General features: G+C 63.2%; 16 protein-coding genes. 9 read left to right on the top strand and 7 right to left on the bottom strand.

The features are described from left to right. Nucleotides 1–64 precede the first annotated feature (64 nt). Nucleotides 65–877 carry an FAD:protein FMN transferase gene (locus ACFRFQ_RS24375; RefSeq protein ID WP_378663405.1) on the top strand — a complete coding sequence of 271 codons (813 nt, stop codon included), beginning with the start codon at nt 65–67 and terminating at the stop codon, nt 875–877. A gap of 17 nt (nt 878–894) precedes the next feature. Here ACFRFQ_RS24375 and pgi read toward each other — a convergent pair whose 3' ends face one another. Together pgi and ACFRFQ_RS24365 are read right to left on the bottom strand one after the other, a co-directional pair. Beyond that, the gene (gene pgi, locus ACFRFQ_RS24370; protein ID WP_378663402.1) at nt 895–2,550 is read right to left on the bottom strand and encodes a glucose-6-phosphate isomerase; all 1,656 of its coding nucleotides are present in this window, start codon (nt 2,548–2,550) and stop codon (nt 895–897) included. A 112-nt stretch (nt 2,551–2,662) separates the two neighbouring features. After that, entirely contained in the window at nt 2,663–2,971 is a 309-nt protein-coding gene (locus ACFRFQ_RS24365; RefSeq protein ID WP_033234204.1) for a chorismate mutase, read from the bottom strand. Between the two features lie 326 nt (nt 2,972–3,297). On the opposite strand from ACFRFQ_RS24365, the gene pcrA reads away from it, so the two are divergent. Beyond that, nucleotides 3,298–5,904 carry a DNA helicase PcrA gene (gene pcrA, locus ACFRFQ_RS24360; protein ID WP_378663399.1) on the top strand — a complete coding sequence of 869 codons (2,607 nt, stop codon included), beginning with the start codon at nt 3,298–3,300 and terminating at the stop codon, nt 5,902–5,904. Nucleotides 5,905–5,983: 79 nt separating this feature from the next. Here pcrA and ACFRFQ_RS24355 read toward each other — a convergent pair whose 3' ends face one another. Then, nucleotides 5,984–7,018, bottom strand: coding sequence for a M23 family metallopeptidase (locus tag ACFRFQ_RS24355; protein ID WP_378663397.1), 1,035 nt, complete (start codon nt 7,016–7,018; stop codon nt 5,984–5,986). A 233-nt stretch (nt 7,019–7,251) separates the two neighbouring features. On the opposite strand from ACFRFQ_RS24355, the gene ACFRFQ_RS24350 reads away from it, so the two are divergent. From ACFRFQ_RS24350 to sucD, 3 genes are all read left to right on the top strand, one after another. Then, nucleotides 7,252–9,144, top strand: coding sequence for a hypothetical protein (locus ACFRFQ_RS24350; protein ID WP_378663394.1), 1,893 nt, complete (start codon nt 7,252–7,254; stop codon nt 9,142–9,144). A 192-nt stretch (nt 9,145–9,336) separates the two neighbouring features. Further along, on the top strand, nt 9,337–10,506 hold the full coding sequence (sucC, locus tag ACFRFQ_RS24345; protein WP_045069199.1) for an ADP-forming succinate--CoA ligase subunit beta: 1,170 nt from the start codon (nt 9,337–9,339) through the stop codon (nt 10,504–10,506). 15 nt (nt 10,507–10,521) lie between these two features. Then, a complete protein-coding gene (gene sucD / locus ACFRFQ_RS24340; protein WP_033234208.1) occupies nt 10,522–11,424 on the top strand; it encodes a succinate--CoA ligase subunit alpha in 903 nt (300 codons plus the stop codon). 113 nt (nt 11,425–11,537) lie between these two features. On the opposite strand, the gene ACFRFQ_RS24335 is transcribed toward sucD, so the two are convergent. Further along, a complete protein-coding gene (locus ACFRFQ_RS24335; protein WP_378663390.1) occupies nt 11,538–12,161 on the bottom strand; it encodes an IMPACT family protein in 624 nt (207 codons plus the stop codon). A gap of 86 nt (nt 12,162–12,247) precedes the next feature. Here ACFRFQ_RS24335 and ACFRFQ_RS24330 point away from each other — a divergent pair, with 86 nt between their 5' ends. The 4 genes from ACFRFQ_RS24330 to purH all read left to right on the top strand — a co-directional run bounded on the left by ACFRFQ_RS24330 (nt 12,248) and on the right by purH (nt 17,056). Then, on the top strand, nt 12,248–13,219 hold the full coding sequence (locus tag ACFRFQ_RS24330) for a DUF5336 domain-containing protein (protein ID WP_378663388.1): 972 nt from the start codon (nt 12,248–12,250) through the stop codon (nt 13,217–13,219). Nucleotides 13,220–13,407: 188 nt separating this feature from the next. Then, nucleotides 13,408–14,805 (top strand): DUF6350 family protein, encoded by a 1,398-nt coding sequence (locus ACFRFQ_RS24325; protein ID WP_378663385.1) that lies wholly within the window; start codon nt 13,408–13,410, stop codon nt 14,803–14,805. Nucleotides 14,806–14,862: 57 nt separating this feature from the next. Beyond that, nucleotides 14,863–15,504 (top strand): phosphoribosylglycinamide formyltransferase, encoded by a 642-nt coding sequence (gene purN, locus ACFRFQ_RS24320; RefSeq protein WP_378664150.1) that lies wholly within the window; start codon nt 14,863–14,865, stop codon nt 15,502–15,504. Then, complete coding sequence (purH, locus tag ACFRFQ_RS24315; protein WP_378663382.1) at nt 15,497–17,056, top strand: bifunctional phosphoribosylaminoimidazolecarboxamide formyltransferase/IMP cyclohydrolase; 1,560 nt, start codon at nt 15,497–15,499, stop codon at nt 17,054–17,056. Before purN ends, purH begins: the two co-directional genes overlap by 8 nt. A 71-nt stretch (nt 17,057–17,127) precedes the next feature. On the opposite strand, the gene ACFRFQ_RS24310 is transcribed toward purH, so the two are convergent. The 3 genes from ACFRFQ_RS24310 to ACFRFQ_RS24300 all read right to left on the bottom strand — a co-directional run bounded on the left by ACFRFQ_RS24310 (nt 17,128) and on the right by ACFRFQ_RS24300 (nt 19,415). Continuing rightward, entirely contained in the window at nt 17,128–17,349 is a 222-nt protein-coding gene (locus ACFRFQ_RS24310) for a hypothetical protein (protein WP_378663379.1), read from the bottom strand. A 497-nt stretch (nt 17,350–17,846) separates the two neighbouring features. Continuing rightward, nucleotides 17,847–18,815, bottom strand: a complete 969-nt coding sequence (locus ACFRFQ_RS24305; RefSeq protein WP_138872346.1) for an alpha/beta hydrolase — start codon at nt 18,813–18,815, stop codon at nt 17,847–17,849. Nucleotides 18,816–18,842: 27 nt separating this feature from the next. Then, on the bottom strand, nt 18,843–19,415 hold the full coding sequence (locus tag ACFRFQ_RS24300; RefSeq protein WP_138872347.1) for a DUF4126 domain-containing protein: 573 nt from the start codon (nt 19,413–19,415) through the stop codon (nt 18,843–18,845). Between the last annotated feature and the right edge of the window lie 127 nt (nt 19,416–19,542).

Genomic DNA, 19,542 nt, shown 5'->3' with positions numbered 1-19,542 from the left:
CGGCGCATACTGGTTGTTACGCCGCGTGGTACGAAGGGTCGGCGTGGTAGGAAGGCAGGCCGACATGGTCAGTGTCGAGAAGTGGGCGATGTGGGATTCCGCCATCGAGGTGGATGTCACGGAGGGTGCTGCGCTGCCCACAGCGCACACGCTGATCGCCGCCGCCATCGAGGACACCGAAGCACTCTGCGATCTCGGGCGGGGCGACGCGGAAATTCATGCCGTCAATCTTGCTCAGGGGACGCCGGTGAAAGTGACCCGCCGGATGTCGTCGCTGTTGCGTTCGGCGCTGTGGGCGGCACGTATGACAGCCGGTGAGGTGAACCCGCTCGCCGACAACTTCTCGGAGGACGACTCGATTCCGCCCGTCCACCCGACGCCCACCTTCGAGGACGTGCAACTCGACGGCGATGTCGTGTACGCGCCGTGGGGAGCTTCCTTCGACATCACCGGAGTGGCGAAGGCAGACACCGTAGATCGAGCCGCGCAAACTGTTGCGGCAGAGTTGCAATGTGGTGTTGCGGTGCGGATCGGCGACGTACTTGCCACCGCGGGGCACGCTCCGGCCGGCGGTTGGCAGATTCCGGTTCCGGGCGGCGAGGACGTCGAACTGGCCAACGGGACGGCAATTGCCACCGCGCACGCCGCCGAGCCGGCTTCATGGCAACCGCACCAGGATCGTCCGTCAACCGAATGGGCACAGGTGTCGGTGATTGCCGACGACGCGGTGTGGGCGTACGCCGCCAGCCGCGCGGCTCTCACGAGGGGCATCAGTGCGATCAAATGGGTTGAGCAACAAGAGCTTCGAGCCAGGCTGGTGGACCGGTCCGGGCGCGTGTACACCACCGAGAATTGGTTCGGGCCGGACGCAGCCTGACAGTTCGAACCTCGCGCTCAGGCCCGGCCGCGCGCAGTGCGGTACCAGTTCACCAGGGCATCGGTCGAGGAATCGCCGAGATCGTTCGGAGCTGCGGCCGAGGAGAGTGCGGGCCCAAGTTCCAATGCCTGAGTCTTGCCGAGTTCGACGCCCCACTGATCGAACGGATTGAGGCCCCACACAGCACCTTCGACAAACACCTGATGCTCGTAGAGCGCGATCAACTGCCCGACCACCGACGGTGTGAGCTCCTTGGCCAAGATAGTGGTGGTGGGACGGTTACCTGGCATCACCTTGTGCGGCACCAACTCCGGGGGTGTTCCCTCCGCTGCAATTTCCTCCGCGCTCTTCCCGAACGCCAACACCTTGGTTTGTGCAAAGAAGTTACTCATCAGCAGGTCGTGCATCGAACCGGTTCCGTCAGCTGTGGGCAGGTCGTCTGTGGACTCGGCAAAACCGATGAAATCGGCAGGCACCAACCACGTGCCCTGATGAAGTAGTTGGTAGAAGGCGTGCTGACCGTTGGTTCCCGGTTCGCCCCAGAAGATCTCGCCTGTCGAGGTTGTGACCGGGGTACCGTCGGAGCGGACGGATTTGCCGTTCGATTCCATGGTCAGTTGCTGCAGGTAGGCCGGAAAGCGCAACAGGTCATTGGAATACGGCAACACGGCGCGTGACTGTGCACCGAAGAAGTTGGAGTACCAGAGTCCGATCAAGCCGAGAAGCGCCGGCGCGTTCTCCTCCAGCGGGCGGGTACGGAAATGCGTATCGATCTGGTGGAAGCCGTCGAGGAACTCGGCAAAGCGAACGGGACCGACCGCACACATGACGGAGAGGCCGATGGCAGAGTCGACCGAGTAACGGCCACCCACCCAATCCCAGAATCCGAACATGTTTGCGGTGTCGATCCCGAATTCGGAGACTCGCTCGGCGTCGGTGGACACCGCCACAAAATGCTTGGCGACAGCGGCGACGTCTTCGCTACCCAAGCCCGCGAACAGCCAGCGCTTCGCTGCCGTTGCATTGGTCAGGGTTTCGAGTGTGGAGAACGTCTTCGATGCCACGATGAACAATGTGGTCTCGGCATCCAGATCGGCCAGCTGCCCCACCAGATCCACGGGATCGATGTTGGAGACAAACCGGAGGCTGATGCCGGCGTCCGCGTAATGACGCAGCGCGCGGTACACCATGACCGGCCCGAGATCCGACCCTCCGATACCGATATTGACGATGGTGCGGATGCGCTTTCCCGTGAATCCGGTCCACTCACCGCTGCGAACACGATCGGCAAAGGCGCCCATGGACGTCAGAACCTCGTGAACATCGGCGACGACGTCTTGGCCGTCGACAGTGAGGGATGCGTCAGCCGGGAGTCGCAGAGCGGTGTGCAGCACCGCCCGATCCTCGGAAGTGTTGATGTGATCACCCGCGAACATGGCGTCGCGACGCTCCTCGACGCCGGCCTCACGAGCCAGAGCGACCAGCAGATCGAGAGTCTCACGACTGACGCGATGCTTGCTGTAGTCGATGTGGAGATCACCGGCATCCACCGTCAACTCGGTTCCGCGCGCCGGATCCTCGTCGAAGAGTTCCCGAAGGTGAACGGCGTGGAAATCGGCGTGATGAGCGCGCAGTTTCTGCCAGGCTGATGTTCCGGTGATGTCAAGGCTCACAGTCATCGACTTTAACGGCCCGGTCTGGAAACTTCTGGATGAGTCTCGTCGGCAGCCTGGCCTGCGCCGATTGGTGTGCTCCCATCAGCCGGACTGTACGAACTGAGAGAATCTAGTGTCCGAGGCGTCCGCGGCCGAGACGCAGCAGCAACATCGCGAGCGTGTGACCTTCCTGGCCCAACTCGTTGAAACGCTCGAGCACCTTCATCTCACGACTGTGAACCAGGCGCGGTCCCCCTGAAGCCATCCGGGTACGGCCGATGATCTGTGAGACCTCGGAGCGGCGCTTGATCGCTGCCAGGATCTCGGCGTCGAGACGATCGATTTCCTTACGGAGTTCGTTGATCTCGGCTTCGCTGCGCGGAACGTCGACGTCGGTCGGAGTGGAGTTACCCTCAGGTGCCGTTGCCTGCGTGCTCATATGTATTCGTCTCCTCTTTCTACTGCGTGGATCGTGTTCTCAGCTCGGGTCGTTACCGATCCAGCGCCCTGACGAAAAATGCCCCGGATCCGAGTCGGACCAGAGGCAGGTGAGCTGTTCGAAGACTTCACGAGCACCGCGGTCCGGCGCCCGTAAAGTAGTGCCACCGCACACCGACACTGCGGCAAACGCAGGTGGTCGGGGTGTTGCACAGGCTCAACATAGCGTCCAGTTTGCCATGTTCGGCACCCCAGTTCCAAGTGCCACCATCGCGCGACGCAGGCACTCACACTCTTGTCGGTGGACGCCGGTAGCGTGGACAGACGATGAACATGTATCCAGCAGTCGGTGAGCAGGGCAGTCTTGACGGGCAGGGTGGTCTGGACGGGCAGGGTGGTCTGGACGGGCAGGGAGACCTTTACGCACAGGGTGGCCTCTTCGAGCACGAGCACGAGCACGACGAGCCCCAGCAGGGTCGTTCTTCCCGGCACGGGCATTCCGCACAGCAGGGTGGCGCGGGTTCCGACGCGCTCCTCGAGGGGCTCAACCCGCAGCAGCGCGAAGCCGTCGTCCACGCCGGTTCACCGCTGCTCATCGTGGCCGGTGCAGGCTCGGGCAAAACCGCGGTGCTGACGCGTCGCATCGCGTATCTGTTAGCCGAGCGTGGTGCCACTCCGGGGCAGATTCTTGCCATCACGTTCACGAACAAGGCTGCCGCCGAGATGCGTGAGCGCGTCGCGACATTGGTCGGGCCGCGCGCCAACAGCATGTGGGTGTCAACCTTCCACTCGAGTTGTGTGCGCATTCTGCGCGCTCAGGCGGCGTTGCTTCCGGGGTTGAACTCCAACTTCTCCATCTACGACTCGGATGATTCGCGCCGGCTCCTGACGATGATCTCCAAGGATCTCGAACTCGACACCAAGCGTTTCACGGCCAGATTGCTTGCGACGCACATCTCGAACCTCAAGAACGAATTGATCGACCCCGAGGAAGCCGTCGCGGCTGCGGACAAGGATCCCGCGGAACTGCCTCGCCTGGTTGCCAAGGTGTACGGGATCTATCAGCAGCGTCTGCGCTCGGCCAACGCGCTCGATTTCGATGATCTCATCGGCGAGACGGTGGCTCTGCTCCAGAACTTCCCGCAGATCACCGAGTACTACCGTCGACGCTTCCGGCACGTCCTCGTCGACGAATACCAGGACACCAACCATGCGCAGTACATGCTGGTGCGCGAATTGGTCGGTGGCGCAGGCGAATCAGACCACGCAGTGGCCCCCGCCGAGCTGTGTGTGGTGGGCGACGCCGATCAGTCCATCTACGCGTTCCGCGGTGCAACCATCCGCAATATCGTGGAGTTCGAACGCGATTACCCGGACGCCCGCACTATTCTGCTCGAGCAGAACTATCGTTCGACGCAGAACATCCTCTCGGCTGCCAACGCCGTCATCTCCAAGAACACCGGTCGACGCGAGAAGCGGTTGTGGACCGATTCCGGTGAAGGCGAACTGATTGTCGGATACGTAGCGGACAACGAGCACGACGAAGCGTCCTTTGTCGCCTCCGAGATCGACCGGCTGGTCGAGAACGGCGACGCAAAATTCTCCGACGTCGCAGTCTTCTACCGCACCAACAACTCCTCGCGCGCGCTCGAGGAGATCTTCATCCGCCTCGGCGTGCCATACAAGATCGTGGGCGGCGTCAGGTTCTACGAGCGCAAGGAAGTTCGCGACATCGTCGCCTACCTGCGCGTACTCGCAAACGAGGACGACACGGTGAGCTTGCGTCGAATCCTCAACACTCCACGACGCGGAATCGGCGACCGGGCAGAAGCCTGTGTTGCCGTGCATTCTGAGCATCGCAACATCAGCTTTGCTGCCGCGTTGCGGGATGCGGCCGAAGGCAAGGTTGCTCTGCTCAATACGCGTTCCCAGAAGGCGATCGTTGCCTTCCTCGACATGATGGACGGCCTGCGAACGTTGCTGCCGGCTGAATCTGCCGACGGCAGTGAGTCTTCCGAGATCGGCGACATCGGTGAAGTGGCAGAGGCTGTGCTCGAACGCAGCGGCTACCGCGCAGAACTTGCCGCCAGCAGTGATCCTCAGGACGGCGCCCGACTTGACAACCTCAACGAACTTGTCAGTGTGGCAAGAGAATTCAGCTCCGATGCGCGAAATGCTGCCGGGCTGATCGACCCGGACGACGAAGAAACCGCCGCCATGCGCGAAGGTGAACCCGATCCGGGTTCGCTGGCAGCGTTCCTCGAACGAGTGTCGTTGGTGGCCGACGCGGATCAACTACCAGACTCCGACGAAGGTGTTGTCACCATGATGACACTGCACACGGCCAAGGGTCTCGAATTTCCCGTCGTCTTCGTAACCGGTTGGGAAGACGGTCAATTCCCGCACATGCGGGCCCTCGGCGATCCAGCGGAACTTTCCGAGGAACGACGCCTCGCCTATGTCGGCATCACGCGCGCTCGGCAACGGTTGTATCTGACGCGCGCGATCATGCGCTCCGCGTGGGGTCAGCCGATTCAGAACCCCGCATCACGGTTCATCAGCGAAATCCCCGAGGATCTGATCAACTGGCGCCGCGAAGACCCGGGCACCGGCCGCGGGTTCGGTAGTGGCCGCCCCGGTTACGGTGGCGGTCAGAGCTACGGCGGTGGTCAGGGCTACGGCAATCAAGGTGGCCGCGGGTACGGCAACACCTCTCGAAATGACTCTCCCGCACCAAGTTTCGGTGCTGCGCGAGGACGCAACAACAACCTGGTTCTTGCAGTCGGTGATCGGGTCAGTCATGACAAGTACGGGCTGGGTACGGTCTTGGAAACCAAGGGCACCGGTCCGACTGCGACAGTCACGATCGACTTCGGCAGCGCAGGCAAGGTACGTCTGATGCTCATCGGCGGCGTCCCGATGGTGAAGCTGTAGAGGTCAAAGAAACTCTGGCGAAAAAACTTTTGGCCCGCACCGGATAAGGTGCGGGCCAAAAGTTTTGGTATCGGTAAGTCTAGTCCTGCTCGACGCCCAGGCTGATGCCGCGCGAAGCGAGCCAGGGGAGGGGATCGATCTTGTTCTCGCCGGCGAGGTGAACTTCGAAGTGCAGGTGCGGGCCGGTGGAGAAGCCGCGGTTGCCCACGGTGGCAATCTGATCGCCGGCCATGACCTGCTGGCCGACGGTGACCAGGGTGGTATCGATGTGGCCGTAGACGGTGATGGTGCCGTCGGCATGCTGCAGGCGAATCCACATGCCGAACCCGGAAGCCGGGCCGGAGTCGATGACGGTGCCGTCGGCTACTGCGACGATAGGCGTTCCGATGGGTGCTGCGATGTCGACGCCGGCATGCAGGGTGCCCCAGCGACTACCGAAGTTCGACGTGAACGTTCCGACAGCGGGAAGAACGAACAGGGGGCGCCGGGCAGCGGCTTCGCGGGCTGCGCGCTCTTCGCTGAAACGCTGTCCCTTGGCAAGGAGGTTGCTGAACTGCGACAGGTCGGTCGGTGCAGCGACGTTGAGCACCTGGGGTGCGTCGGCTGCGGTGGTGGACGACGCTGCGGTGGGTGCGAACTGGGCTGCCTGCGGCTGTGCTGTGGTTCCGATGGTGGAGGACTGGTCGGCCAGTGCGATGTCCGAGTGCTCGACTGCGTTACCTGAGCCATTGTCGACTACTGCTTGCCCCGCGGCGACTACCGCGCCGGCTGCGACTGCAAGAACTGCGGCGCGGCCCTTGAGTGCGGAGGGCGGGGTGGGAATGCGGTGGGCGCCGGTGCGACGAACCGGGGAGGTGACATCTGCAGGTGCCGGTGGGGTGAAAGTCGAGATGCTGTTCACGTCGGACTCGACGGTCTCGAAGTCTGCCGGGAAGGCGTCTACCGAGTCGGAATCTGACGACGTGGGGGAAGCGGAACGAGTGAACATAATGGAAGAAATCTCAGAACTTTTGGTCTCGGTGTAACGCCGGGCCGAGTGCGTTGGATAAGAGGGCGTGACCTCGTCCGGTTCTGATTCTGTGAACCTACTGGCAGTGAACTGGCTGTGTCGCATATGCCTGTTCGCTCCTTGGGGTTCGTGATCAGCCTGTGACTTAGCTGGAGCAACGGTAACGAAATGGTTGCGACACGTGCAACCTATACAGCAAACGAGCCTCTGTTTGTGACGTGGCTCACACTCTGACCAGGCAAAACGTCGTTTCGGACAAATCGGGCCAAGTATCTCGATTGATGTCAGGGTGTGTCACAACCAGATCACCGACCTGCGCAGGCACTACCGTCGACCAGGTGTCGTCATCACCCCGAAGCTCGTCGGTACACGCGTCCGGCGATGTTCGCACCGATCGCCCACTCCCACCGCCGCTCGCCCTGGCACTGGTTCTGGGTCCGCTCGGCGCGGCCGCAGTCTCCGTTGCGCCGCTGGTCGGTGTGGGGAGTGGACCTGGCGCATCCGACTCGATCGTGACCGCCTCGATATTTTCCGCGCTGTGCGCGCTCGCGATCCCCGCCGCCGCGATTGTGGTGACGCGTCGCCACCCTGCGATGGCGGGAGCGCTCGTGGCCGGTGCCGGTGCGCTGTCCTTCGGAGTCGCGATTCTCGATCTACAGTTGTTCGTCGGCGCGATCGATGCAAACCGCTTGGAACTCTTCCGTCCGATTTCCGCCGGAGCAATCACCGCCGGTGCCGGGTCGTACGTTGCACTCCTCGGACATGCGCTGTTGGTTGTTGCCGGAATCCTGGGACTCGTGGTGGTTCACGGCGAGTCCGAACGCGACGGATACGGCAGCGCGCGTGCCGCTGAGTTCGACGGTAGATCCGTAGGTGGACGCATCGGTGCCGGCGCGACATTCGTATTGATTCTTGCCGCAGGCGTCTACGTGCTCTCGCTGTTCGGGTCCGCCTTCGACTCGCAGGATCCGATCTTTCTCGCCCGCACCCTCGTCGACAGTCCGGCAGCCAGTGCTGTCGGAACCGCGTTGGTCGCCGTTGCCGTCTTGATCGTCACGGCGTCGGCCCTGACGTCGATTTCGCCGTGGGTGGGCGCAGGCGGCGTTGTCGGAGCCGGTGTCGGCGCACTGGGAGTCAGCGGCACTCGGGTTGTTGCCGGTCTGGCATCCGACGACCGGATCGGTGTCGGTGTCGGGTCGATCGTGGGCGCTGTCGCTGCAGTGGTCATCGTGGGAGTTGGAGCGGCGATACCGATTCTGGCGACGCGACGCGAGGTCGCAGCGGCGGAAGAAACAGAAGTGCGGCCGGTGAGATCCGGGACTCAGGCACAGGCCGGCGCCACCAAGAAAGCACGCCGAGCCGCGATGATCGAGCAGGCCCGCGAAGCGCAGGCTCACGTCACGAAGTTGCACCGCATCGCCGGAGCGCTCGGAATCGGCGCCGCAGTCCTGGCTGCGCTGGGAGCGTCGTTGCCGATTCTGTCCTTACCCGGGGGACTTGCCGAACCGTCGATACTCGCGACCCGCATCGTCTTCGTGGCGGCGATCGTTCTGTTCATTGCGTCGCTCGGTCTGTGGATTCCGGGGCGCGGTGTTGCCATTCGGCCGGCCGTGGGAACGCTGTGGACCACCGTTGTCATGGGAATTGCTGCTGTACTGCAACCAGCTGTCATCGCAACCGATGTTTCGGGTGTCGGACTCGGGGCCGGGGTGTACGTGATGGGCGTGGCCTCCGCGCTCGCCGCCGCCGCCGGCCTGGCGTTGTGGTTCGCCGGAACCGCGGAACGCGAGGAAATCGACACATCCGTCGAGATCGAGGCGAACTCCGTGGTCCGGATCCTCGCCGGACTCGGCGGTGTACTTGCACTTGTCGGCACCGCCCTGCCGCTCTATCGCGGTGCAACTCACACTGCGGCGTCGATCACGCAATGGCCGTGGGGAAGCGACGCGTGGGGGATCGATACCTGGGGTCAGCTCCTCGTCGGAGTGTCCGTCCTGCTCGCATCCGTCGTAGCCACCCGATCCCGGCCGCCGCGCGCCGCCGCGCTCCTCGTCGGATCGGCGGTATCGGTGTCGGTGTATCTCGCAGCGGGACCACTGACGTCTTCACGCATACCGGACGCAACAGTGGGGGCGGGTGCGATCGCATCGGCGACGGGCCTACTCTTGCTAGTCGTTGCTGCTTTCTTCAGTGCGCGAACCACGCTGTCGATGCATGCCGGGCGGCGGTGAGACCCGCGCTTGACAAATGGGTGCGAAGTTACGTTGCCGATCGGTGACGACTGCCGCACCTGGCAATGTCGCGTGACATGGGCCACATAGCATGTATGCGGGCGCAAACCGAACGCAGCAACTGGTTAAAGTCCAGAACAGACCCGCTCCTACCCCTCGAGCGGGTGTCAACGCAGACGAGACGGTGAGCAGATGGATCTCTTCGAATACCAGGCGAAGGAACTCTTCGCCAAGCACGGAGTGCCGACTTCGGCTGGGCGTGTTACGGACACGGTCGCAGGAGCACGCGAGATTGCCGAAGAAATCGGCAAGCCCGTAATGATCAAGGCGCAGGTCAAGGTCGGCGGCCGCGGCAAGGCCGGTGGCGTGAAGTACTCGCCCGACGTGGATGCCGCAGTGGCAAACGCAGAGGCAATCCTGGGCCTGGACATCAAGGGCCATGTCGTCAAGAAGCTGCTGGTCGCAGAGGCAAGTGACATTGCCGAGGAGTACTACATCTCCTTCCTGCTCGACCGCACCAACCGCACCTACCTGGCTATGTGCTCGGTAGAGGGTGGCGTCGAGATCGAGGTCACCGCCGAGGAGAACCCCGACGCTCTCGCCAAGATCCCCGTCGACGCAGTCAAGGGCGTCGACCTCGCGTTCGCGCGCAGCATCGCCGAGGCAGGAAAGCTGCCCGCAGAGGTGCTCGACGCAGCGGCCGTCACGATCCAGAAGCTGTGGGAGGTCTTCATCAACGAGGACGCACTCCTCGTCGAGGTCAACCCCCTCGTTCGCACGCCTGACGATCAGATCCTCGCCCTCGACGGCAAGGTCACCCTCGACGAGAACGCAGCGTTCCGTCAGCCCGGCCACGAGGCATTCGAGGATCGCGACGCAACCGATCCCCTCGAGCTCAAGGCCAAGGAAAACGACCTCAACTACGTCAAGCTCGACGGTGAGGTCGGAATCATCGGCAACGGCGCAGGCCTTGTCATGTCCACGCTGGACGTCGTCGCATACGCCGGCGAGAACCACGGTGGCGTGAAGCCCGCCAACTTCCTCGACATCGGCGGCGGAGCTTCCGCTGCAGTCATGGCAGCCGGCCTCGACGTCATCCTCAACGACGCACAGGTCAAGAGCGTGTTCGTCAACGTCTTCGGCGGCATCACCGCGTGTGACGCAGTCGCCAACGGCATCGTCGGCGCACTGAAGACCCTGGGCGACGAGGCCAACAAGCCGCTCGTCGTTCGCCTGGACGGTAACAACGTCGAAGAGGGTCGTCGTATCCTCGCCGAGGCCAACCACCCGCTGGTCACGGTCGTCGCAACCATGGACGAGGCCGCCGACAAGGCCGCCGAACTCGCTCACGCAGCGAAGTAAGGGACTCACAGAACAATGGCAATCTTCCTCACCAAGGATTCAAAGGTCATCGTCCAGGGCATCACCGGCGGCGAGGGCACCAAGCACACCGCTCTGATGCTCAAGGCCGGCACCCAGGTCGTCGGCGGCGTCAACGCACGCAAGGCCGGCACCACGGTCTCGCACGTTGCTGCTGACGGTTCCGCTGTGGAGCTCCCCGTCTTCGCGACGGTCGAAGAGGCAATCAAGGAGACCGGCGCAGACGTCTCCATCGCGTTCGTTCCCCCGGCCTTCTCGAAGGACGCCATCGTCGAGGCTATCGACGCCGAGATCCCGCTCCTCGTGGTCATCACCGAGGGCATCCCGGTCCAGGACTCCGCTTACGCTTGGGCGTACAACGAGTCCAAGGGCAAGAAGACGCGCATCATCGGACCGAACTGCCCCGGCATCATCACCCCGGGTGAGGCTCTCGTCGGCATCACGCCGGCCAACATTGCAGGCACCGGCCCCATCGGCCTGGTCTCCAAGTCGGGCACCCTGACCTACCAGATGATGTACGAACTCCGTGACTTCGGCTTCTCCACCGCCATCGGCATCGGCGGCGACCCGGTCATCGGCACGACGCACATCGATGCCATCGAGGCATTCGAGAACGATCCCGACACCAAGGTCATCGTGATGATCGGTGAAATCGGTGGCGACGCCGAAGAGCGCGCAGCCGATTACATCAAGGCTCACGTCACCAAGCCGGTTGTCGGCTACGTGGCAGGCTTCACCGCTCCCGAAGGCAAGACCATGGGCCACGCCGGCGCCATCGTCTCCGGTTCCTCGGGAACGGCTCAGGCCAAGCAGGAAGCTCTCGAAGCTGCAGGCGTGAAGGTCGGCAAGACGCCGTCCGCCACCGCTGCTCTCGCTCGCGAGATCCTTCAGAGCCTCTAGGTTCTTCTTGCGGAGCGTAATGCTTCGCCCGGTCGGACCACAGCGCCCGCAATCAGGTTTTCTCCTGGTTGCGGGCGTTGTTCGTTACCGCGAGAGTGCGGCCGCCGGACGTTTCAGACGTCCACCCACGTATCGCCCGCGGTTTCGAGTTGGCCGGCGCCAGAGGTGATCGACGCCACCGTCGAGGCAAGGTATTCGGGGTCGTGAGTGGCAAGTGTCAGAACAGCTTTCGATCCGTAATCGGTCCCCAGGACCACAACTCCACGGGCGCGCAGTTCGGCCTCGACGCGGCCAGCCTCCCCATGTCGAATTGCCAAGGTGTGCAATGTTCGTCGCTCGCGTCCGACCAGCGGAGCGGAATCCACCGCGACCGATACGGCACCGGAATACGCGCGCACCAAACCGCCCGCGCCCAGCTTGATGCCACCGAAATAGCGTGTCACGACCACGATTACGTCCACGAGATCGCGGGCCTTGAGTACCTGTAGCATCGGAATTCCGGCGGTGCCGCCAGGCTCGCCGTCGTCGTCGGCGCGTTCGGACCGCGACGATGCGTCGTAGCCCACAACGAAGGCCGAACAATGATGGCGCGCATCCGAATACAGCGATTTCTGTTCGGCCAGGAATTGTTTTGCGGCCTCTGTGTCCTCGATTCGGCGGAGCGAGGCGATGAACCGCGAGTGCTTCACTTCCGTCTCGACAGTGTGATCCGCGCCGGGAGCGAGAGTGAAGGGCATCTGCCCATTGTCTCCTGTCGGTGTTGGCGTGAGAAGACAAGGCACATAGGCTGGAATCGACAGCCGTCCGTCCACGAGGGGAAGCCATGACGTTCACACCGCAAGGGTCAAATTTCGGAGGATCCTCGTACGGATCGCCGACGCCCCCGAACGCAGGCGGTGGGGCCAAGATCGGTTTCTTCTTGACCGTCGCTGTAGCCGCGTTGGGAATCGTCAACTTTCTGCTCGGGTTCGCCCCCTTCACCTCGATAACGAGTTCCGGCGTCGGCTCCGAAGTGAGCACGACATCCAGCTTCTTCGAAACCAGTGTCTACGGACTCGGATTCCTCTTTGCCGGCGGTGTTCTGGCTGCGGTGTCACTGCTGCCGCAGCAACGCTACGCCGGGATATTTGCCGCGTTGTCCCTGGTCGGATATGTCTCGTTGGTGTTCACCGCATTCAGTCTCGGTTCGACGGATTACCTCGATATCGGCTTCGGATGGGGACTGGTAGTCGTCCTCGTCCTCGGATTCGTGCAGACCGTCGTCGCGGTGGCTGCGTTGCTCTTCGACATCGGAATCCTCAAGGCCCCCGCGCCTCGGCCGGCAGCTCCCCAGGCTTTCGGGCAGGGCTACCAGCAGTACGGCCAGCCGCAGCAGCAGGTGTACCAGCAAGGCCAGCCGGGGCAGCCGCAGCAGGGCCAGGCGCCGCAGTACGGGGCCCAGAGCCAGCAGTACGGACAGCAGTACGGCCAGACACCGCAGCCCGGTTCGCAGCAACAGGGATTCGCAGGCGGATACGGTGCGGGCTCCGCGGATTCCGGCGACACGTCGGCAGCCCAGCAAGCCCAGCAATACGGCGGGTACACACAGCCTGCACCGCAGTACCCCTCCGGGCAGCAGCCTCCGGCCGGGTACCCGTCCCAGCACCAAGCGTCGCCGTACCCGTCGGCCCAGCCCACGCCTGCCCAGCCGACTGGCTTCGAAGCTCCCGCAACTCCGGAAACGGGCGAGAACACCGACCCCGCAGCCGAGACTCGAGCTTTCGAACCTCGGAACCCCGACGAGCGCCAGCAGTAAGGGGTTTCCGGATTTGTCCCGGGCGGCGCGCCTGAGTGCGCGCCGCCAAGTCGGGTGAAATCCTCGAGGGGATGAATTCTTTGACTGATCGAACACGACCACGCCCTTCTGCCGGTCAGCAAACACGAGGGCGTACGTCGCTGCGAACACCCGCGCCGGAAGCAGACCAGACGAGAAACTTGCTCACGGTGGCCTTCCGGTCGTCGGGCATGGCGATCCTGCTGATCTCGGCCGTCGTGGTCGTGACACTGGTATCGGCGAGCAGTGATCTGACCGGAACGTTCGGCGCCATCGCGGCGACATGGCTGGCAATTCATCAAGTTCCCGTTTTCATCGACGACGTTCAACTCGGTGTGCTGCCGTTGCTCCCCACCGCACTCATGATGTGGGTCGTAGCCCGGCGATGCGCATCGGCGGCAACACTTGTCGATACACGCGTAGCAGCAGCGCGACTCGTAGGCGCAGCCGTGGCGGGGCCGCTCACCGTGACCGCGATCTGCCTGGCTGTCGTTGCAGACGCGTCCGCCGCGATTCCACTGTCGAGCCCCAATGCGCTGAGCGCGTTCGGATGGGTCGCCGGAATTCACCTCGTGGCCGCGGCGGTCGGCGTTGCTGTCGCACACTGGCAGATCATCGAACCGGAGCTTCCGCGGTGGGCATCTGCTGCCATTCGCCCGGGCGCGTGGACAACAACGGCGCTGCTGGCAGCGGGATCGGTTGCCGTTCTCTGTGCGCTCCTCATCTCCTGGTCCACTGTCGGTGATCTCCTTTCACGCGGCGGAGGCTTTGTGGGAGTGCTGGGTCTGACCGTGCTGTCGCTGCTCTATCTGCCCAATCTTGTTGTCGGTGCTGTCGCCGTCATGACGGGCGCAAGCGCCGATATCGGTGACGTCTCTACCAGCGTTTTCGGCAACGTCGGTGGCGATCTTCCACCACTGCCGATTCTCGGAGCCGTACCGGCCGGCCAAGGTGGCGGGTTCTGGCCCGTCCTCCTCGTTGTTCCTGTTGCGATCGGGATTTACCTGGGCCGCGACTGCGCGCGTCGCGTCGGCGGGCAGGACGGAATCCTCACAGCCGTTGCTGCCGCGTTCATGAGCGGAACAGTGATCGCGTTCCTCGCCCTCGCCAGTGGTGGGGAGTTGGGGTACTTCGGTGCCGTCGAGGTGACCTGGTGGGCCGTCGGGTTGCTGACCTTCGGCTGGCTGGCGTTGTTCGGATCGATCAGCGCACTGATCACGACGTGGTTGCAGCACCGGGCGGTACCCGCACCGGAACCGACGGTGACGGCGCCGCCAGTTGAAGTTGCAGGGTCGGCTGAAGTTGCAGAGCCTGCCGAGGCCGAAGACGATGAGGCGAGCACGGACCGGGCCGACGAGTCGGTGGACGAAACCGATTCCGCGCACGAGACGGAGACCGAGGAGCCCGATGCTCCAGAACTCGAGGCTGAAGAATCCACGGCTGAAGAATCCACAGCCGAAGTATCCAAGGCTGAAGAGGTCGAGGTCGACGCTGTCACCGTCGTTGACGATTCTGCCGACGAGTCTGCGACCGACCTGCCCTCACCGGTGAAAGACCCCAGCGACTAAGCTGTCGTCTGGCCGATTGTCCGGCCACACCATCTTCTAGATCTCAGGAGTAGAGCGCTGACTGCCTCGGCCCACAACCTGCAGCAGGCGACGCCTACCCGCGTCGTGGTTCTCGCCTCCGGAGCCGGAACCCTCCTGGCCTCGCTCATCGAAGCGTCGTACACCGAGAACTACCCCGCACAGATCGTTGCCGTCGGTGTCGATCGCGATTGCGCGGCCACCGAACATGCGGGTGCCGCCGGGATTCCCGCGTTCAAAGTGTCGATCAAGGACTTCGCCGACCGCGCCGCGTGGGACATGGCACTGACCTCCGCTGTCGCGGAACACCAGCCGGATCTGGTGGTGAGCGCCGGCTTCATGAAGATCCTCGGACCCAGTTTCCTCGCGAAATTCGGTGGCCGGATCATCAACACCCACCCCGCGTTGCTGCCCGCCTTTCCCGGCGCGCACGCGGTTCCCGACGCGATGGCGTACGGCGTCAAGGTCACTGGATCGACGGTGCATCTGGTCGACGACGGCGTCGATACCGGGCCGATCCTGGCTCAAGAACCTGTGGCAGTGCTTCCCGACGACACTGAGTCGTCATTGCACGAGCGCATCAAAGTTGTAGAGCGGCGGTTGTTGGCGGACGTTATCGCCGCTGTCGCTACACACGGAGTAGTTTCCGATGGACGAAAGGCCGTGATCCCCAGTGAGTGAACGCAAGGCTGTGCGCCGCGCTCTTGTCAGTGTCTACGACAAGAGCGGTCTGATCGAGCTGGCAACGGGTCTGCACGAGGCCGGTGTCGAGTTGGTGTCGACCGGCTCGACCGCGTCGAAGATCGCTGACGCCGGCATCCCCGTGACCCCGGTCGAGGCTCTGACCGGCTTCCCCGAATGCCTCGAAGGTCGAGTGAAGACGCTGCACCCGCGCGTTCACGCCGGCGTTCTGGCCGACACCCGCAAGCCGGATCACCTCGCGCAGCTCGAGGAACTCGGCATCGCGACGTTCGAGCTCGTTGTTGTCAACCTGTACCCGTTCACGGCGACGGTTGCCTCTGGCGCCACGCCGGACGAGTGCGTCGAGCAGATCGACATCGGCGGTCCGTCGATGGTGCGCGCTGCCGCGAAGAACCACCCGTCGGTTGCCGTTGTGGTGGACCCGGCCCGTTACGCCGATGTTCTGACAGCTGTTGCCGGCGGCGGATTCACGCTGCGTGAGCGCACAGTCCTTGCAGCGCAGGCATTTCAGCACACCGCGTCGTACGACGTCGCAGTTGCGAGCTGGATGACCAGCACCATCGCGGCAGACGAAGACGGCTCGCAGTTCCCGGCGTGGGTCGGTGCCACGTGGAACCGCAGTGCTGTTCTGCGTTACGGAGAGAACCCGCATCAGGATGCTGCGCTGTACGAAAACCCGGCCGCTCCGGCAGGTTTGGCTCAGGCCGAGCAGTTGCACGGCAAGGAGATGTCGTACAACAACTACACGGACTCCGACGCCGCCTGGCGCGCAGCCTACGACTTCTCTGACCCGGCGGTCGCAATCATCAAGCACGCCAACCCTTGTGGCATTGCCGTCGGCACCGATATCGCCGACGCCCACCGCAAGGCGCATGCCTGCGACCCGGTCAGCGCTTTTGGTGGCGTCATCGCAGCCAACCGCGAGGTCACCGTCGAACTGGCCGAGCAAATCGCCGACATCTTCACCGAGGTTGTCATCGCACCGTCCTATGCCGACGGTGCCGTCGAGGTTCTACAGCGCAAGAAGAACATTCGTGTTCTGAAGGCTGCCGCACCGACCGCAACCGGCATCGAGCTTCGCCCCATCTCCGGTGGCACCTTGCTGCAGCAGCGTGACGTCCTCGACGCCGACGGTGACAACCCGGCCAACTGGACACTGGCGAACGGTGAAGCGGCAGACGCGGAAACGCTCAAGGATCTGGAATTCGCTTGGCGCGCAAGCCGCTCCGTGAAGTCCAACGCAATCCTGCTGGCTTCCGGCGGCGCCTCGGTTGGCGTCGGAATGGGCCAGGTCAACCGCGTGGATGCGGCGCATCTTGCCGTCCAGCGTGCCGGTGACCGTGTTGTCGGTTCGGTTGCCGCGTCCGACGCGTTCTTCCCGTTCCCCGACGGACTTCAGGTTCTCCTGAACGCGGGCGTCAAGGCTGTTGTTCAGCCTGGCGGTTCCGTTCGCGACAACGAAGTGATCGAGGCAGCCAAGGAAGCCGGCATCACTCTCTACCTGACAGGTGCGCGCCACTTCGCGCACTGATCAACTTCGTGTGAAGCGGGCCTCGACGTGAATGTCGGGGCCCGTTTTTTTGCTCGCGTTCGTATATCGGGTCAGGCAGCGTGGGTGTGTGTTCCTTGAAGTTCACGCGGAGTTCCGGTGATCACGACACGGGAAGCGCCGCGGGCGCGGATTTCGCTGATCAAGGCACCAAGAGTCGCTTCGTGGGCCGCGTCGGAGTGTGAGAGGTCCAGTGTGACGGCGTAACCGCTCAGGTCGGAGGGCAGCTCGGCATACGGGGGCGCGGTGGACAGTTGGTTGACTCGAAGTTTCATGTTGCTCTCCTGCATGTGAAAGGTAAAAGAAAAGGCACCCGAGGCGTTTGCCCTGGGTGCCCGAAAACGGATCCGATCAATCGGTGGATCATTCTCGGGGGACACCGCGCTTGTGGCTCGCGTGCTTGTGATTCATCGCCTTGCCTGCCAGACGATCTGCCGATGCGACGGCCGAAAGAATCTGTACGGAGGCGGTGCAACTGCGCCAGGAAAGCGCGGATGCAAAGTCCGGGTGAAGCGTCATCTGATCCGTGCCTTTCTCGTTCGGCGTAGCTGGTTAATGGATGACCGTACAGGACGCTGTCAGGGTTTGCACCAATAAAAACCAACACAAACGTAAACTTCGTGTGACTTTTGTCCCGGCGATCGACGTAGTGCGGTCGCTCTTTGCGCAGGTCCGGCGTCGAAAACGAAAGTCCCCCTCACGATGATTCGCAAGGGGAACTTTCATGGTCAAAACAAGGTCGTTCGGTCTGTATGCAGCCCGGGAGTGCGGCTCAGCGCAGTGAGCGAACCCAGGCAGCAAACGGTTCCGCAAACTCGCTCGAATACGGCAAGGGTGCGACGTAATCGGGACCGGTCGAGAACTCGTCACCAAGATCTTTGAGCACAAAACTCGCGTTCTTCATCCGCACCGATGTGAGCGCGGTATGGGCGAGAGCCTCGTCGAGTGCCGCGACTTCAGCCGGAACGATCTGGATGTCTTTCGCCGAGCAACTGGTGAGGACTGGCATGCCGGCGGGGAGCGCCGCGACCAGTGCAACCGGGTCCAGTGCATCTTCCTCGGCGAGAGCCTTGGCATTTGCGTACACCAGTCCGGCATTGCGGAGAGGTTCGGGAAGATCGTCGGGAACCGTACCGTCACTGCGCAACGATTCGACGGCGTCGGCAAGTGCCACACGAAGCTCGTCAGCCAATTCGACCGGCAACTGCCCGGCCCCGACAACTGCGTCGAGCTGCCCGTGAATCTGGTTTGTCAGCAGGTCGAGGAGTCTGATACTCAGCGGCTCGACCAGAGCGAGTGCGTGGACGCGGGAACCGTCGTGACCCGTTGCCACGGCAAGAGCCACCACCGCGCCGTCGCTGTGCCCGATGATGATCAGTCGATCGGCGTCGACGCCGGGTTGCGCCGCCAGGAAGTCGAGACCGGCAGAGGCCGCGTCGACGTACGTGTTGAAACCGAGATCTGCGATGTCGTCGACCTCGTAGGGTCCCAGTCCGGTTTCGCCGCTGCCGATCTTGTCGTAGCGCAGACTTGAAATGCCCTGTTCTTCAAGGAGATCCGCGATGAATCGAAGCGTTCCGATATCGCCTTCGAGGAGTGCGCTGTCGCCGTTGCGATCGGTGGGACCGCTACCCGCGAGGATGAGGGCGGCAGGTGCTTGTTCGTCTGGAGTGGTGGCGAGGCGCAGGCTCCCGAAGAGGGTGACGTCGCCGGATTGAAACGTGATCTCGGTGTCGGACATGACGACCTGTCTACCAGGTTCGGATGTTCAGGCCGTACGCGCACTGCGGAGGCGGCGCAGGCCCCGCCAACTGAACCACAAGAGCGCGGCGAGCAGCGGAATGATCAGGAGCGGAAGGATCATCGCAATCAACGACGTGAAGAACGTCAACACGTCCTCGACGACCGAGAGAACGGGGTTGGCGAGCCCACCGGTAGTTGCCGTACTGACCGCTCGCGCGCCGGTCTGCGCGGAGCTGAAAGTCAGGGCTGTTGGTGCCCCGACGATGATGGCGGCTATCCCGGCCACTGCAGGATCAAGATGGCTGAATGCCGCCCACGCCGCGATCACCCCCGCGATGGGGCCGGTGACATTGCCGACTACGGACAGTGCGTTGTCGACGAACGGAATGAGGTCGGCACCCAATTCGACGACGGCGGCTATCGCCAGTGCCACCAGGGCGCCGGTCGATCCGATCCACTGCATCGACTCGCCGACGGTGATGCCGAACAGCTCGAAATGGACGGCAGCGCTCAGCATCAGCAGCGGTAGGAACGTTCGCATCCCCGACGCGGCGGCAAGGCCGAGGCCGAGCATGGCGGGCAAGACCCAGGTATCCATGGGTGGAGTTTAGGTCTACTGTGCGCCTTTATTAACCGCCCGCGGTTGGCAGATTCGGGTGGTTGTCGCAACGTGCCTGATCATTAACGGGTGATGGTGTTGATGGTGGGTCGTCCTGCGTATTCGC

Source organism: Rhodococcus sp. NPDC056743 (assembly GCF_042790355.1).
Classification (GTDB): Bacteria; Actinomycetota; Actinomycetes; order Mycobacteriales; family Mycobacteriaceae; genus Rhodococcus_F.
The sequence above is the reverse complement of the archived record's forward strand: the minus strand, read 5'-3'. Positions and strand labels throughout refer to the sequence as shown.